This window comes from Paenibacillus sp. FSL W7-1088 (genome assembly GCF_037969855.1).
In the GTDB taxonomy this organism is placed as follows: domain Bacteria; phylum Bacillota; class Bacilli; order Paenibacillales; family Paenibacillaceae; genus Paenibacillus.
Genome location: NZ_CP150216.1, coordinates 4,140,725 through 4,157,247, shown reverse-complemented (window position 1 = coordinate 4,157,247; position 16,523 = coordinate 4,140,725). Strand labels below are relative to the sequence as shown.

The window sequence follows — 16,523 nt, the reverse complement described above, 5'->3', positions numbered from 1 at the left end:
ATAGTTAAAATTTTTGACATTAAAATTTTAATTCGATATTATTGGATGGATTGAGAAGCAGTAAGGGAAGAAGATTACCATAAGCGGAGAGCAACATGGGTGTATGCAGTCTGAATCGTCCAAAAGTACAGGTAGCCGAGCAAACAAATGATTGTAGTTCATCTTGTTCCAATTAACCTGGAATAGGTCTGATTAACATGAAAGTCTTGGAACAACTGTAAACCAATACTTTTATGTTCACTTTGAATTAAAATTGACAAGAAGACTTGTGCATTATAATATAAGCATGTGCTTATGTATAGAAAAGGAGGTAAGTGATATGAATTCTATTCAAGAAGCATCAGATAAGTTAAAATTGCTTGGGGATAAGACTCGTCTGACGATACTTACACTCCTCAAAGAACGTGAATGGTGTGTGTGTGAGTTTGTAGACATACTGGACATGTCACAACCTGGGATCAGTCAGCATTTGCGCAAGTTAAAGGATCAAGGCTTGGTCAAAGAGAATAAACGTGGACAATGGGTATACTACTCTTTGAATGTTGAGGATACACCTTATATTAAATCTGTGTTGGAATTTATGCCAGATTCTGCAGCCATTCTTAAGGCATTGAATAAAGAGAACATTTCATCCGTATGTAATTAATTTTTAAGCAATATATAAGTATATTGTTATATGATTATGCGATGGAATTCATTTGATCGGAGGCGTACATGATTGTTTTCTACTTTTCTAGCTTGCATTATCTTTTTAATAACGTTAGTGCTCGTCATCTGGCAGCCTAAAAACCTGTCCATAGGGTGGTCTGCTTGCGGCGGAGCAATTCTGGCGTTACTTGTAGGCGTAGTTCATTTCCAGGATGTTTGGGATGTTACGCAAATGGTATGGAACGCCACGCTTGCTTTTGTGGCCATTATTATCATCTCATTGGTTTTGGACCGTATCGGTTTCTTTGAATGGGCAGCTTTACATATGGCGAAGGCAGCTCATGGCAGAGGTGTTCGGATGTTTGTATACGTCTCCCTCTTAGGAGCTGTAGTTTCTGCTTTCTTTGCCAATGACGGAGGAGCATTGATTCTGACCCCAATTGTTCTGGCTATGGTCCGCGCACTGAATTTTGATGAGAAAAAAGTGTTTCCCTTCATTATTGCCAGCGGATTTATTGCGGATACAACTTCATTGCCACTGGTTGTAAGTAACCTAGTAAACATTGTATCTGCCGATTTCTTCGGTATTACTTTCATGGAGTATGTAGGCAGAATGTTTATTCCGAATCTGTTTTCACTGGCTGCAAGTATCGGTGTGTTATATCTCTTTTTCAGGAAAAGCATTCCCAAACGGTTTGATGCCAGTGAACTGAAAGCACCTGTAACAGCGATCAAAGATCTGAAGATGTTCAGGTTGTCATGGATTGTACTTGGCATCCTGCTCGTCGGTTACTTTGGCAGTGAATTTGTTGGTGTGCCTGTATCTATTGTGGCAGGAGTCGTGGCTATATTCTTCCTGATTATAGCTTCTCGTAGCTCTGCTGTACCGACTAAAGTAGTCGTTAAGGAAGCGCCTTGGGCAATCGTATTCTTCTCTATCGGTATGTATGTCGTGGTCTATGGCTTGCGTAACGTGGGTCTGACGGATCTGCTGGCCGTAGCCATCCAGGCCGTGGCAGATCAAGGATTGTTTGTCGCAACGATTGGTATGGGCTTTATTGCTGCGATCATTTCATCTTTGATGAACAATATGCCTACGGTTTTGATTGACGCACTCGCCATTGACGCAACAACGGCTAAGGGGACCGTTCGGGAGGCGTTGATCTACGCTAATATTATTGGTTCCGATCTAGGTCCCAAGATTACACCGATTGGTTCACTGGCAACACTGCTCTGGCTTCATGTGCTCAGCACCAAAGGCGTCAAGATTTCATGGGGCACCTACTTTAAGACAGGTATCATTATCACAGTTCCGACTTTACTTATTACGCTAGTGGGTCTCTATCTGTGGTTAAGCATTCTATAAATTCAAACAACGAGGAGAAGATGATGAACATGAGCAAGAAAACACTTTACTTCCTATGCACAGGCAACTCGTGTCGGAGCCAAATGGCTGAAGGTTGGGCCAAGAAATATCTGAGTGAGGACTGGAACATCTATAGCGCAGGAATCGAAGCTCACGGTTTGAATCCAAAAGCAGTAGAAGCGATGAACGAAGTAGGTATCGATATTTCAAGCCAGACATCGGACATTATTGACTCCGAGTTACTGAACAGTGCAGATTTCGTCGTCACATTATGCGGGGATGCGGCAGATAAATGTCCAATGACCCCTCCACAAGTGAAGCGAGAACACTGGGGATTCGATGATCCCGCGAAAGCGCAAGGTACAGAAGAGGAGAAATGGGCTGTATTCCAAAAGGTTCGTGACCAGATTGGGGAGCGCATAAAGACGTTTGGTGAAACTGGAAAATAACATGAAAAGCCGGGAGTAACTTTTTCCGGCTTTTCGTATTTGAAAGGATATTTTAAATGAAACTACTATGGATCTACTCAATATCATATTTCTTGAGCAAGTTTTGTTGAGATAGGTTTACCTGATCATCGTAAAGCGTATTCCCTACAATTTCACTGAGATGAATATATACCCGGTCGATTAGATTGAAATTATACCTAACATGTAAGTTTAGAGGAGAGAAAAAATGGAGCCTGCTATCTTAAAGATAGTAGGCTCCATTTATATTATATATTCTTTAATTTTGTCAGTATTGTTTTTGATCCAATGCTTTTCATTAATTTACTGCGGGTTTTGTTTTAGGTTTACCCTGATGATTTTTTAGAGCCTCGACAGGTTCATCTTTGACTTCCGCACGTTTAATGAAGAAAACTAATATTAAGGCGACAATATTAATGCCAAGTGCGATATAGAATGAATATTGAATTCCGGCTAGCAACGCTTCCTGGGTTAACAAAGCTTTATTGGCTGCTGTCAAGGTTGTTGGGTCAACACCCGTCATTAAATCTTCCGCTTTTGTTTTGGTCACCGAATTCATGATCGTAATCAGAATAGCTGTACCAATCGAACCGGACACTTGCTGAGCGGTATTGTTGACAGCTGTACCATGTGGATTTAAACGTGTTGGCAATTGATTCAGGCCATTTGTCATAATAGGCATCATCACCATGGCCATACCAAACATACGCAGAGTGTACACAAGGATAATATAAGTGTGCGTAGAGTCAATTTGCAGGTTTGCCAGCATGTACGTTGAGATCGCTGTAATCGTAAGTCCAATTACGCCGAGAACCCGTGGACCATATTTATCAAATAGTCTACCTGTAATAGGTGACATAATCCCCATGATGATTGCACCTGGCAGCATCATTAAACCTGAATCAAGTGGTGTGATACCTCTTACGTTTTGTACGTATGCCGGTGTTAAAATCATTCCGGAGAACATCGCCACTGCGTTTACAATGGCAATAACAGAGCCAAGGGCAAACATCGGATACTTGTAAACCCGTAAATCCAACAAGGGTGTTTCCATTTTCAATTGACGCACAACGAAGGCGATCAGGGAAATAGCTCCAACGATTAAAGTGATTAAGACGACTTGATCAGTCCAGCCATCTGAACTTGCAGAGCTGAAACCATATAACAAACCACCAAAACCGATGGAAGATAATATGATCGAGAAATAGTCCAGTGTTGCATTTTTGTTTTGCTGCATTACATTTTTGGATTTCCAAATCCCTAACAATAAACTAATGACGGCTAACGGCAGAATCATTTCGAAAAGTAAACGCCAGTCATAATATTCTACAATGAAACCTGATAATGTGGGCCCGATTGCTGGGGCGGTAATCATAACTAATCCGAAAATACCCATTGCTGTTCCGCGTTTTTCTCGTGGGAAACTTACCAGCATAATATTCATTAACAGGGGTCCCATTACTGAAGAGCCTGCTGCTTGAACCATTCTTCCTGTAAGTAATAAACCAAAGTTTGGTGCAACGGCTGCTATGGCCGTACCTAAAGTGAAAATGGTCATGGAAGTAATGAACAAACTTCTATTGGAGAAACGTGTTAATAAAAATGCTGACGCCGGAATTAATATACCACTGACCAGCATATAGCCAGTAGATAGCCACTGAATCGTGGAATAGTCTTTAATGTTCAAATCCACCATAATGGATGGCAGCGCTACATTTAAGAGCGAATTATTGAGAAATGAAACAAATGCACCGATAAAAAGAATCGCAATCATTAAATAGGGTGGTTTTTTTTCCTGTAAAGCTGAATCCATATATTTGTTTTCTCCTTTTTTGACACTTCATTTGATCCCTTAGCTCGTTTAAATATATGTGTATAAATATATCTATCTATTAAATCTTTTTAAATCCTCTTTTTAGCAGTTCCATCTGCTCACCATAATTTTTTAAAGCTTCTTCATAGGTCAAATCCTTTACGAACACTTGAATCAGGTTATCAAAGGTTACAGCTATAATGATTTTTAAAATATGCTGCAATTCTCGTTCACCTTGTATATTTAAAGTTTCCGTGTTCATTAACTCAATGATAGGTAAAAGCTGATTTTCCCGGTTTTCTTCATAAATATTATTTGTAAATGTTTTCTCTGTTTTATAATTCATGTTTAAAAAAGCATTTCTAAAAAAGTTTTTGTGTTCTTGATTAGTGTGATTCTGAATCATAAATTGAAATGAATCGATAAAAGCTTCGAATACATCTCCGTTGTTCTCTTTTAAAGCTGCAATAAATCGGTCATTATTTTTCTGCGAGGACTGGTTCAACAGATAATAATACAGATCCTCTTTTTCCTCGAAATACTGATAAAAACTTCCTCTGGAGATTCCCGCGTCTTTGATAATATTGGCGATGGACGCTTCGTGTAATGGAACTCGTGAAAATTCCCTTTTGGCACATTGAATTAACGTGTCCTGTTTTTCTTTCGATAAGTGAAAAAATGTTTTTTTGGGCAAATATGATCCTCCAATCTTAATGAGTGACACTGTGTCACAATTGATGATTAATGAATTATATATGACACCAATGTTATACGTCAACAATAAAAGTGACACCGTGTCATATGTGGGGAAAAGGTGCATTCGAACAAAAGACCGCCAACCACTTAAGGTTGACGGTCTTCGTATCTCAACAGAAAAATGTTCTAGAACAAACAGGCTTTAGTGATAATGACCAGAAGAATAAACAGAACCAAAATTGCTCCGGTAGAAGTCCATCCAGGGTATCCGCATCCACCTACTCCAACTCCACCAACATTTTCTCCGCATCCATAGCCCATCTTTAATTCCTCCTTTAAATTAAGGTACAGCATAAGATATGCAGATTAATATGTTGAGCGTGGGTATTATGGAACTGAAGTAATAAAAGGATCAGGAATATGTTGCACTTGCCTGCTATATTTGCCCGGAGAGACTCCGGTAATTTTGGTAAAGGTTCGAATAAAATTGGCATAATCGCGAAACCCCGATTGGAAGCAGGCCTCCGTTATACTCATCCCCCCGGACAGGTAATATCTGGCCAGTTCAATACGACGGTTCAATATGTAAGAGCGGATCGTTAGTCCGGTATGCTTTTTAAACTGGCGGCTGATATACGTGCTGTTCAGATAAAAAGCCTCGGCAAGCTTGCGAAGCGTTATTTCCTGGGAGATGTGCGCTTCAATATATTCCATTGTTTTGCGTACCATCTCTGGCATGATATCGACGGGTATAGAGGTTTTATTGTGGAACGAATGGTTAATCAACACCAACAACTGTGCAACAACTGCGTTGGTCTTAACATCTGCTCCATATACATCTGAGTCAAGCAATTCCTCCAGCTCGCTAGTTAAATGCAAAATCTGCTTCATGTGATATTCATCTAGGTGAACGATGTTTTCTTGTCCCTTTGGACGATTATCAAAACATGCGGATAGGTTGGTTGATAATGTCGACAACTGACACAGATACGTTTTTTTTAGATTTATCGTAATTCGTTCATATTCGGTTTCATCCAAAATAAAGGCACGGTGCATTTCCTCAGGAGACATGATAAGCAAATCCCCCGGCTCCAGATGATAACATCGGTTCTCCACATAAAAGTTGACATTGCCGCGAATAAACAGGTAGATCTCGTATGCATCATGGCGATGATAGATTGTTTCCAATGGATACGTAGTTACGCGATGCAGATATAAAAGCTCGGACTGGATGGGATCGTAAAAATATTCAGTGGATCCGTTCATGTAGCACCTCCTTGTCCTTTCGCGCAATAAATAGAGCGGAATACGCAATGAAAATGTATTCAGCTTTACCTTAAAATGTAATCATCCTAACATAAATGCGTCTTCTACTGCAAGCGTTTTCCTGCGTATTGGGACTGGATCAGGAAAATCGCAGAGCGGGGAAAAGATGTACATCCAACCTAAATGGAGGAACGATTGATGAACTACAATTCTGCTTCAAATGCGAGTGAACAAACGGAACAGAGTCATCCATCTGCAGCTGCTGTGAAGTTCAGTAAGGCCATAGGGAAACTTCCACCCAATAACAATCCTTTGGTTGCCCATAAATTTGGAGCCGATCCGTATGCTCTGGTGTTCGAGGGTCGTGTCTATCTGTACATGACGAGTGATAAGCTGGAATATGATTCGGAGGGCAATCCGCAGAAAAACAGTTTTCACTCGATCAATCGCATAACAGTCATCTCTTCAGACGACTTGGTTAACTGGACCGATCATGGGGAGATTCATGTGGCAGGGCCTCAAGGCGCAGCCACATGGGCCATTCAATCCTGGGCACCAGCCGCTGCACATCAGATCATCGACGGGCAGGATCGATTTTTTCTTTATTTTTCTAACAATGCCAGCGGCATCGGTGTATTGTCCGCCCCGAGTCCGGTCGGGCCTTGGTTAGATCCTATTGGAAAAGCGCTCATTACCAGAGATACTCCGGGTGTTGAAGATGTAACGTGGCTGTTCGATCCGGCCGTGCTGGTAGACGATGATCACAGAGCTTATATCTATTTTGGAGGAGGTATACCGGAAGGGAGAGCGGAGAGGCCGGATACCGCAAGAGTTATGCCGTTGGGTGAAGATATGACCAGTGTGGTTGGACGCGCGAGGGTTATCCCCGCTCCGTACATGTTTGAGGATGCGGGGATTCACAAATTCAACAATATTTATTACTTTACCTACTGTTCTAACTTTGACGAGGGTATTCGTCCGGAGGGCAGTCCGCCACCCGGTGAAATTGCTTACATGACGAGCAGCCAGCCCATGGGGCCATGGACCTACAGAGGAACAATCCTGCGCAATCCGGGACACTTTTTTGGCGTTGGCGGCAACAACCATCATGCCATTTTTCAATTTTTGGAGCACTGGTACATTGCTTATCATGCCCAGACGTTATCGCAGGCGATGGAAGTTCCTGATGGTTATCGTTCCACACATCTGAACCGGATTAGCTTCAGCGAAGTTGATGACCGCATTAACGAGGTGGCCGCAGATTATGAAGGTGTTGAACAGATCAAGCTGTTCAATCCTTATCAGCGGGTAGCTGCTGCCACAATGGGATGGAGTGCAGGGGTGAAGACGGAGCGATTATGTACACGGGACACTGCGGATGCTGCCGTTTCTGACGTTGTCGTTACCGTGATGGAAAGAGGCAGCTGGATTGCGTTATCGAAGGTTGATTTTGGCAATGAAGGGGCAGCATGTTTTACAGCTTCAATCTTCAATGAAGGCGAGGGGGCGGTGCTGGAGCTTCATCTGGATCGCCCCGACGGACTGCTGATTGGCCAGCTTGTGATTCCGGCATCGGGTGGATCACCTGGATCGGACATATCAGCTCGATGGAAAGAGCATTCTACTGGAATTACAGATGCACAGGGAGTTCATGACATTTATATGGTGGTTGGGGGAGCATCCGGCAAGCAAGGCATCAGTATCAGGGAATGGAGTTTTGAATAAGCAAGTGTAAAACTGGACCCGAAGTCCCGTTTGCCCCATCAAAGCGTCGGGAAGCAATATTGAATACAATCCATACGATATTGTTTTGTCTGATGACCGTTTTTATTGTCCGTCAGCCGGAGGGCATTCTGGAATAGGAAATAATCGGGACACATATGATCATGAACCTGTTTAAAAGTGCAGGAATCAAGGATGTGAAGTGCTAATCATCTCCCGCAGGCCCGGCACGAGATGCAGAATAAGCTTAACCGCGAGGAAGCGACCTCGGATCTCATCGGCTGGATTACCAAGCATCAATAAAGCAGGCAGGAAGCGTGGATAAAGCAGGAAGCGTCGTAAAGACTCGTATAAAGTCTCGTAAATGCTTTATCGCAAATTTTTCGTCTGATTCAGACGATCATGAATCAGATGTCTAGATCAGCCAGAAGAGCTCCAGTCTGGCTGATCTTTTCTGTTGAATGCCTCCTGTTGAACGCCTTATGAACGGCGGATTGCATATGCGTGCATGTCCTATAATCGGGAAGCGGATTTGCGATATGCACGCGGTGTGCAGCCTGTAATTTGTCTGAATTGTCTGGAGAAATGCTCCACATTTCGATATCCGCAAAGCTCGCTGATGTCTGAAATTCTGGATCGGCCGTGGATGAGCCTTTCTTTGGCGAGGCGTATTCTGGACTGAATGACATCGTCCATGCAGGAGATGCCGAATACAGCTTTGTATAACGACTGAAGGTAGCCTGAACTTAGATGAACATAATCGGCCATTGCCGAAACCGTCCATTCGTGGCCTGGATGGTGATTGATGGCTTTGCGCAAATTCAGCAGATTTTGATAATGCGGTGTATTTCCTGCCGATTGCGAGGCTTCGACCAGCTTGTTGAACATGATGCGAAACAAATAGTCAATGGACAGCTCACGGTAATCGCAATGAAGAAAGTTTTCCGTAGCCAGCAATTGGAATAGCTGATGACAATAGCCGGGGTCAGGAAGCGGGATCGGAATGCCTAGAGGAAGCGTTGTTTCCAGTATATATGATTCCTCAGAACGGAATCGCACCCAATCATTGACGTATTGATCCGAGCAGGCACGATACATCACTTTTTGATGGGGTGGATACAGCACGGCACAATTGGCAGGGTAGGCTTTGATCTCTCCATGGACCCAGAACTCCGCAGGGGTCTGTGTGAGAATAAGCAGCCAGAAATCATGCCCTTCCGGTATGTCATAGATGAAATCATTCGGGTGAGCGGCGTCATAGCCGACATAGAAAATGGTAGTCATCGCTATCTCCAATCTTGGAATAGATCAAATTTGCGTCAGCATATATCATTCTTTGAGGCGTCTTTCTATTTTATAATTTCATAATAATAAGCGTTAAGAATGCGCTATCAAAACATGATATTATTTGCTCCCGATAGTTGTTCCGTCTTTGAATTGATCAATAAGGCAGCTTCTAAAGTCATGATATCAGAAAAGTGCAGGAAATATAATACAGACAGGGGCGAACAGGCAGATGCATGCAAATCCAATTATTTGGGCCGATTATCCGGATCTCGATGTGATTCGGGTTGAAGACACATATTATATGGTCAGCACAACGATGCATATGATGCCAGGCTGCGTCATCCTGCGTTCCTATGACCTAACCCATTGGGAAGTGGCTACGCATGTGTACGACAGACTTGACGATACACCCGCGCAGCGGCTGGAGCAAGGCAGGCAGATTTACAGCAAAGGCATGTGGGCAGCATCGCTTCGATATCACAAGCATAAGTTCTATGTCATTTTTGTGGCAAACGATACCCATAAGACATATCTGTACACGTCCGATACGATCTCGGGTCCCTGGACCAAGCAGTATGTGGAAGGCTTTTATCATGATTGCTCCCTGTTTTTCGACGAAGATGACCGAATTTACCTGGTGCACGGCAATGCCGAGATTCATTTGACCGAGTTAAGCTCTGATCTGTCCGGACCCAAGCCCGGTGGAGCACAGCGCATGATCGTAAAAGACAAAGAGCCTTATTTCCTTGGTTACGAAGGGGCTCATTTCTACAAAATCAACGGCAAGTATTATGTATTTCTGATCCACATATCCAAGGCTTCCGGCCGGAGAACACAGGCATGTTATATGGCGGATTCCCTGGAAGACGCATTTGTTGGCGGGGAAGTGTTTAACGATGATATGGGCTACTTTAATTCAGGTGTTGCCCAGGGTGGAATCGTCGATACGCCGGATGGCGACTGGTATACCATGCTGTTTCAGGATCACGGGGCGGTTGGGCGCGTCCCTGTGCTGGTCCCACTGCACTTTGAGAACGATATCCCGGTGTTCGCCAGGGAAGCGCCAAAAGAGATCGCAGTGCCAAGCACGAGACCGGATCACGTCTACAAACCTTTGGTTGACAGCGATGATTTTCACTACGAAGTGAATGAAGAGGGGAAAGTACAGCTCAAGGATGTTTGGCAATGGAACCATACCCCGAATGATGCGCTCTGGTCCGTGACGGACCAGCCTGGCGTGTATCGGATTCAAACCGCGCACATCAGCCCCAATCTGACCTTTGCGGTTAATACGCTGACGCAGCGTGCGATGGGCCCCGCCTGTGAAGCAATGGTTACACTGGATGGCAGCCGGCTGAAGGAGGGTGATTATGCAGGTTTGTGTTTTCTGATCGGTACATACGGTTTAATTGCGCTGACGAAGAACGAAGGGCGATTTTACCTGGTCATGCTGGCAAGAGAAAGTGAGGATTCATCGATATTTGGCAATCTGATTGATGCGGAACCTGCCACCGAGCATGCACGGATACCTGTTTCAGGATCAGTGGTTACGCTCAAGGCTTTTGGCAACTTCGTGGACAATCAGGACGAGTGTACGTTCTCCTATCTGGAGGGGGCAGAGTGGAGGCAGCTTGGCATTTCACACAAGATGATTTATAAGCTGGATCATTTTATGGGATGCCGAATCGGATTGTTTTTATATTCGACGAGAGTGACCGGGGGTATCGCTGATTTTTCGAATTTTAAATATGATGTGATCGTGTCGGAGGACGAGAACAAACCTGTATAGAAGTCGCCGAGCCGGCGGCTTTTTTTATGATATCAGAACGGTTGATCTTCGAAGCTTTCGTTTCCTGATATTCCAAGAAGAACTTCTGCTAAATACGGTCCAACTTCTCTGAAGGACTTCGCTAGATGTTTTTCTTGCAATAGAACAGGTATTTCTGCTTCAACTGGAGCTTTTTATTGTACAATTATAAAAAGATTCCAATATTGGAAATGATATTTTACAGACGAATCGGGGTGCATGATGTGCGTATTGCTGCTTTAACCAAAACAAAGTGGGTCGTCATTCTTTTGCTCAGTGCATGTATACCAACAGACCATACGAGCGGATATTCGGTACAACGCCTGGCAGTCGTGGATGAGCAGCCATCCGGGAATCATTCCATTTTCGAAAAATACAGTTCTCCTGTAGAAGTATCTTTTGTCAGGGAGGCCGGGGATGATCTGGAGCGGATGATCAGCCAGCTGCCGGGAGAGACACTGCTGGACAATCGCTGGACCCGGTTATATGAGCAAGATCTGGGGATTAAACTTCGCTATGACTGGATTGCCAAAGGAGACGTGTACGGTCAGAAGCTGGGTGTTTCCCTTGCTTCCGGACGCATTCCGGACGTTGTTAAGGTGAATCCGTACCAATTAAGGCAGCTGAGCAATGCGGGGCTGATCCAGGATCTGTCCGAGGTGTACACAACGTATGCATCGCCGTTTGCGAAGAGCATATTGGAGGCAGAAGGAAGCGGACCGTTTGATGCCGCTACCATTGATGGCAAGCTGATGGCGATACCGGAAACGGCCTCCTCCATCGAGACAGCCCAGTACTTGTGGGTCAGAACCGATTGGCTTGAACGTCTGGGACTTCAACCACCCGAGACGATGGAGGACGTGCTTGATATTTCGAAAGCGTTTACAATAGAGGACCCTGACGGCAACGGTGAACCTGACACCTACGGCCTTGCGCTAACCAATCATCTGTGGGACCCGGTGATGGGGGTTGCCGGTCTGATGGCCGGATATGGGGCATACCCGAATATATGGATCAAAGATGCAGATGGCAAGCTCGTTTATGGCGGCATCCAGCCTGAAGTCCGGGAAGCGCTTCAGGTTCTGCAAACGATGTACCTGGAGGGACAGCTTGATCCCGAATTTAGCTATAAAAAGGGTACGCAAGCCGTTCGTCTGATCAAAGATGGGAAAATCGGCATGCTGTACGGAGAACAGTGGACACCCTTCATGATCCAGTCGAGCCGAGAGGACGATGCAGAAGCGGATTGGCAAGCATACCCCATAGTAGCCGAATCTGGCAGGCAAATTAAAGTACCACTTCGCACCAATGCTTGGCAATATTTCGCCGTCAGGAAGGGTTACGCTCATCCTGAAGTGGTGATGAAGCTCATGAATCTTCATTTGCAGACGAACTGGGGCGAGCAGGCGCAGTACGAAACGTACTACAATGACGATTCCAAGGCGGTGTGGATGCTTTCGCCGGTGACTCCCTTTCCGGGCACCAAAAATCTCGACGCTTATCGGCAAATTCGGGAGGCTCAGCGATCCGGCAATCTTGCTGTTCTTCAGGATGAAGCATCCGCTATTCAAAAAAGAATCGAAGCCTATGTGACTCAAGATGTCGAAAGCGGCTGGGGCTGGAATCAAACCTACGGTCCAACAGGCGCTTTCAGCATAGCCGATGGCTACGAGCGTAACGGACAGCTTTTATACGACCAATTCACGGGGGGAATTACCGAAACGATGATCGATCGGCAGATGATTCTTAATGATCTTCAGCTTGAAGCATACATGAACATTATTCTGGGAAGACCGATTGAAGAGTTCGACCAGTTTGTGAAGAATTGGCTCAAATTAGGCGGAGAACAGATCACAACGGAGGTTAATACGTGGCTCAAAACCAAAACAGCACTGGAACGCTGACCGTTCCTCAAGGGTGTATTCATTTGCAAATTGTGCAAACAAACCATCCGGCCTGTTGCGATGGAGGGGGATGTGTTGCTTAAATTCCCTGCCCAATCCTGGCGCAGCAGCATTTTTGCCCGGCTGGTTGTAACCTATCTGATCTTTGTTCTTCCGCTGATTCTGCTGGGCCTGTATCTGTACAACTGGAGCTATGACAACGCTAGTCAGGAAATATCCTCTTCAACAGAAAGACGGCTTGCCCGATATCTGGATGATTTGAATCGGGAAATCGAATGGCTGGAGCTGCAGCAGTTCGACATCGTTGAGGACAGGAAACTGAACAGGCTCGCCATTCTGTGGGGCATGATGGATCAGGTAGAGCGCCGCGATACATTGAACTATTTGTCCGAGCGGCTGGCTACGTTCAAGAACAGCAGTGCTTACATCAAGAACGTTCATGTGCATATCCGCACGATTGGCAAGAGCATCTCGGCCACCCATGGCATCGATGATTATGACAAAGCCTCCTATGAATACTTCAGCTCCGGCAAGCAGGGAAAAGGCACTCGCTTTACGGTGAAGGAGGGCACCATGAACCTAAGTGCCGTGCGCCTGACTGGCAAAAAGGGAGAGGAACCGCTGTTTGCCGTCCAGGTCGAGCTGGATACAGAGCAATTTCAAAATGCACTAACCCAGCTTAATCTGTACCCGGACAGCGGCTCGTTTCTTATTGAGGAAAAGACGGGTCATATTATCACAGACCGATCGAAGCGTGATTTCATCCTTCCGTACTATCGTGATCACATTGTCGAGCGCAATCCTGGCGGCTTTCAGGTAAAGGTGGAGGGTACACGCTATTATGTGAGCCAGAGCGATATGAGTTCATTGGGCTTGTCGGTAGCAACGTATTTGCCGGAGGAAAGTGTGAAGAGGCCCTTAAGCAAGTTCTATCATTGGGCCTGGCTGTTTGCAGTGACATCTTTCGTCGCGATATCGGCTTATCTCTATTCCAGCTACAGGCTCATTCATATTCCGCTGCTGCTGCTCGTCAAAAGATTCAAAAAAATGGAGACCGGTGTGCTGGATATCCCCATCGTGCACAAGCGCAAGGATGAGTTTGGCTTCCTGTACACCCGGTTCAATCAGATGCTTGAGAAGCTTCAGCTGCTTATTGATCGGGATTTCAAAAAGACAATGATGATGCAGCGCGCCGAATTGAAGCAGCTACAGTCGCAGATTAATCCTCACTTTTTGTACAACAGCTTTTTCATTATCAATTCGCTCGCAAGAACGGGGGATACAGCGCGCATTGAGCAATTTGCCAACATGCTTGGCGAGTATTTCAGGTTCATTACGCGAAACGGAACAGATCATGTAAGTCTTGATGAGGAAGCTGCCCATTCTCGCGTGTATACGGAAATTCAGAAGCTGCGTTTTTCCAGAAGAATACAGGCCGACTTTGGGGAGCTGCCACCGGATATGAAGCGCATTTGTGTTCCAAGGTTAATCATACAACCTATCATTGAGAATGCGTATGAGCACAGTCTTGAGAAAAAGATGGATCAGGGCATGCTTCGAGTCCGGTTCAGCATGAAGGAGCATATCGCAGAAATCATTGTGGAGGACAATGGGCATGAGTTGAAGGATCAACAGATTCATGCCCTTCAGCAGCGCTTGCTTGAAGACGGCAGCTCGGATGAAATGACCGGACTCATGAATATTCATCGGCGCCTGGTGCTGACATTCGGGGAAGGAAGCGGCCTGTTTTTGACCAGAAGCGAGCAGATGCAGGGGTTGAAGGTCACGATCCGAATTCAAATGGAAGGAAGGGAAGACGGATGTATCGACTTTTGATTGTGGATGATGAGGAAATTATTACAGACAGTCTCTACGAAACCTTTGTAAGCCATATGCCCGAACGGCTTGATGTATGCAAGGCTTATTCAGCCAAGGAGGCTTTAACCTGGATGGAACGCTCAAGGATCGATATCGTGTTGACAGACATTCGTATGCCTGGCATGAGCGGTCTTGAACTGACAGAGCAGATCCAGGCGTACTGGTCACACTGCCGCGTTATTTTCCTCACTGGATACAGCGACTTTAATTATGCCTACAAGGCATTTCAAATGCCGAATGTACGTTATTTGCTCAAAACCGAAGGGTATGACAAGATCATGGCTGTGGTTGAGGAAGTGATGCAAGAGATTCGGCAGAGTCACCGCATGCACGAATTGCTGCAGCAGTCCCATGAGGTCACCTGTCAGCTGGCGGAGCTCCAGCAGGAAGAGTATCTGCGGAACCTGCTTCAGAACTGCACAGCATATACAGCGGGATCAAGTGAGATTCAGGATGAATGGACCAGGCGTGACATTGGTTTGCATTCCTCGGCCCCTGTGTACGTTGTGCTGGGCCGATTGGATTATAAGGATAAACCTCTGCATGCGGAGCGCGCTCAGATTCAGGCATCAGCACGAAAGATCGGTTCTTCCCTGTTGGATGAGCACACCTATCATGCCAGCGTGGCAGACCATTATGGAGATGTGGTGTGGCTGATTCAATCCAAACAGCCAGAAGCGGAGCCAGCCCATTCCCTGGTCCGATATCTGGAGGGCACACTCGAATTGGTACAGGAAGCCTGCATGGCTTCGCTTGGCATATCTGTGGCTTTTGCGTTAAGCGGGAAAAGCTGCAACTGGTCTGACATTACCCGGCAATACGAGCGATTAAGGCAGCTGCATTGGATGAAGATCGGAGACGGCATTTCCATGGTGCTCACCGATCATGAAGATGCTTTGCCGAATCCGGACCATAGGGAGCTTACACGGGTCAGCAGCCGAATTGAGGTGATGTCAGGGTATTTGGAAACCGGGCGAATCCAGCAATTTTACGAAGTGTTTGAAGAGCTGGTCAATGAACTGCTTCAACAGGATGTGACGATGGAGAGGGCAATGGAAACCTATTATAATCTGGCGCTGCACCTGTATTCGACCATCAATCGATGGGGACTGCATCAGGATATTCCCGATCAGCGCAGATTGCTTCGTCTGAGCGAGTATGCGTCTATGAAGGACGCGGTGCAGGTGCTGTATCAGGCAACTGACCAGCTCGTTCGCTTCAAGGGCTTGGATGAGCAGGAGCGAGCAAATGCGGTCATTCATTCCCTGTGTACTTACATCAAGGAACATCTGGAAGAAGACCTTTCCCTGGTGAGGCTGGCGGAGCTTCATCATTTCAATCCATCCTATCTCTCCCGTTTCTTCAAACAGGAGATGGGGATCAACCTCTCCGAATTTATTGACGAGTTGAAAGTTCGAAGGTCAAAGGAGCTGCTGCGGAATAGCGATCTCATGGTTCGGGAGGTTGCACTCCAGGTTGGTTATGAGGCAGCGCATTCCTTCACACGCTTTTTCAAAAAAGTGACAGGCATGACTCCCCAGGAATTTCGGGAATCTCTATTGGTTCGTTAAAATAGAAGTGAATATGAACAGAAGCAAGACCTCAGGTGAGATGAACCTGTGGTCTTGCTTCTGTTTTTGTTATCCGAATCGTAAAAGGGGCTGCTCCA

Annotated in this window: 13 protein-coding genes; 8 read left to right on the top strand and 5 right to left on the bottom strand. The window is 45.5% G+C overall.

Annotated elements, in window-relative coordinates:
- Positions 1-319: 319 nt before the first annotated feature.
- The 3 genes from MKY42_RS18565 to arsC all read left to right on the top strand — a co-directional run bounded on the left by MKY42_RS18565 (position 320) and on the right by arsC (position 2,463).
- Positions 320-646: a metalloregulator ArsR/SmtB family transcription factor gene (locus tag MKY42_RS18565; RefSeq protein WP_090899395.1), complete on the top strand. Its 327-nt coding sequence runs from the start codon at positions 320-322 to the stop codon at positions 644-646.
- A gap of 72 nt (positions 647-718) precedes the next feature.
- Complete coding sequence (locus MKY42_RS18560; RefSeq protein WP_090899392.1) at positions 719-2,014, top strand: arsenic transporter; 1,296 nt, start codon at positions 719-721, stop codon at positions 2,012-2,014.
- A 29-nt stretch (positions 2,015-2,043) separates the two neighbouring features.
- Positions 2,044-2,463: an arsenate reductase (thioredoxin) gene (arsC, locus tag MKY42_RS18555; protein WP_090902429.1), complete on the top strand. Its 420-nt coding sequence runs from the start codon at positions 2,044-2,046 to the stop codon at positions 2,461-2,463.
- A gap of 316 nt (positions 2,464-2,779) precedes the next feature.
- On the opposite strand, the gene MKY42_RS18550 is transcribed toward arsC, so the two are convergent.
- The 4 genes from MKY42_RS18550 to MKY42_RS18535 form a co-directional block, all read right to left on the bottom strand.
- The gene (locus MKY42_RS18550; protein ID WP_179264412.1) at positions 2,780-4,294 is read right to left on the bottom strand and encodes a DHA2 family efflux MFS transporter permease subunit; all 1,515 of its coding nucleotides are present in this window, start codon (positions 4,292-4,294) and stop codon (positions 2,780-2,782) included.
- Between the two features lie 79 nt (positions 4,295-4,373).
- On the bottom strand, positions 4,374-4,988 hold the full coding sequence (locus tag MKY42_RS18545; RefSeq protein WP_090899387.1) for a TetR/AcrR family transcriptional regulator: 615 nt from the start codon (positions 4,986-4,988) through the stop codon (positions 4,374-4,376).
- A 188-nt stretch (positions 4,989-5,176) separates the two neighbouring features.
- Positions 5,177-5,311 (bottom strand): YjcZ family sporulation protein, encoded by a 135-nt coding sequence (locus MKY42_RS18540; protein WP_208642753.1) that lies wholly within the window; start codon positions 5,309-5,311, stop codon positions 5,177-5,179.
- 66 nt (positions 5,312-5,377) lie between these two features.
- The gene (locus MKY42_RS18535) at positions 5,378-6,256 is read right to left on the bottom strand and encodes an AraC family transcriptional regulator (RefSeq protein ID WP_339843852.1); all 879 of its coding nucleotides are present in this window, start codon (positions 6,254-6,256) and stop codon (positions 5,378-5,380) included.
- 198 nt (positions 6,257-6,454) lie between these two features.
- Here MKY42_RS18535 and MKY42_RS18530 point away from each other — a divergent pair, with 198 nt between their 5' ends.
- Complete coding sequence (locus tag MKY42_RS18530) at positions 6,455-7,981, top strand: glycoside hydrolase family 43 protein (RefSeq protein WP_339843850.1); 1,527 nt, start codon at positions 6,455-6,457, stop codon at positions 7,979-7,981.
- A gap of 510 nt (positions 7,982-8,491) precedes the next feature.
- Here the strand turns inward: MKY42_RS18530 and MKY42_RS18525 are convergent.
- Positions 8,492-9,262, bottom strand: coding sequence for an AraC family transcriptional regulator (locus MKY42_RS18525; RefSeq protein ID WP_090899376.1), 771 nt, complete (start codon positions 9,260-9,262; stop codon positions 8,492-8,494).
- Positions 9,263-9,494: 232 nt separating this feature from the next.
- Here MKY42_RS18525 and MKY42_RS18520 point away from each other — a divergent pair, with 232 nt between their 5' ends.
- The 4 genes from MKY42_RS18520 (at position 9,495) to MKY42_RS18505 (ending at position 16,425) form a co-directional block, all read left to right on the top strand.
- Entirely contained in the window at positions 9,495-11,054 is a 1,560-nt protein-coding gene (locus MKY42_RS18520; protein ID WP_339843848.1) for a family 43 glycosylhydrolase, read from the top strand.
- A gap of 209 nt (positions 11,055-11,263) precedes the next feature.
- Positions 11,264-12,976 (top strand): extracellular solute-binding protein, encoded by a 1,713-nt coding sequence (locus MKY42_RS18515; protein WP_090902426.1) that lies wholly within the window; start codon positions 11,264-11,266, stop codon positions 12,974-12,976.
- A 30-nt stretch (positions 12,977-13,006) separates the two neighbouring features.
- Complete coding sequence (locus MKY42_RS18510) at positions 13,007-14,812, top strand: histidine kinase (RefSeq protein ID WP_339843846.1); 1,806 nt, start codon at positions 13,007-13,009, stop codon at positions 14,810-14,812.
- A complete protein-coding gene (locus tag MKY42_RS18505) occupies positions 14,797-16,425 on the top strand; it encodes a response regulator (RefSeq protein WP_090899367.1) in 1,629 nt (542 codons plus the stop codon). The genes MKY42_RS18510 and MKY42_RS18505 overlap by 16 nt, the downstream gene beginning before the upstream one ends.
- Positions 16,426-16,523 lie beyond the last annotated feature (98 nt).

Excerpts from the sequence above, each read along its gene's own strand:
- MKY42_RS18565 (WP_090899395.1), top strand. The coding sequence starts at position 320 with ATGAATTCTATTCAAGAAGCATCAGATAAGTTAAAATTGCTTGGGGAT.
- arsC (WP_090902429.1), top strand. The coding sequence starts at position 2,044 with ATGAGCAAGAAAACACTTTACTTCCTATGCACAGGCAACTCGTGTCGG.
- MKY42_RS18550 (WP_179264412.1), bottom strand. The coding sequence starts at position 4,294 with ATGGATTCAGCTTTACAGGAAAAAAAACCACCCTATTTAATGATTGCG.
- MKY42_RS18540 (WP_208642753.1), bottom strand. The coding sequence starts at position 5,311 with ATGGGCTATGGATGCGGAGAAAATGTTGGTGGAGTTGGAGTAGGTGGA.
- MKY42_RS18535 (WP_339843852.1), bottom strand. The coding sequence starts at position 6,256 with ATGAACGGATCCACTGAATATTTTTACGATCCCATCCAGTCCGAGCTT.
- MKY42_RS18530 (WP_339843850.1), top strand. The coding sequence starts at position 6,455 with ATGAACTACAATTCTGCTTCAAATGCGAGTGAACAAACGGAACAGAGT.
- MKY42_RS18525 (WP_090899376.1), bottom strand. The coding sequence starts at position 9,262 with ATGACTACCATTTTCTATGTCGGCTATGACGCCGCTCACCCGAATGAT.
- MKY42_RS18520 (WP_339843848.1), top strand. The coding sequence starts at position 9,495 with ATGCATGCAAATCCAATTATTTGGGCCGATTATCCGGATCTCGATGTG.
- MKY42_RS18515 (WP_090902426.1), top strand. The coding sequence starts at position 11,264 with ATGATATTTTACAGACGAATCGGGGTGCATGATGTGCGTATTGCTGCT.
- MKY42_RS18505 (WP_090899367.1), top strand. The coding sequence starts at position 14,797 with ATGTATCGACTTTTGATTGTGGATGATGAGGAAATTATTACAGACAGT.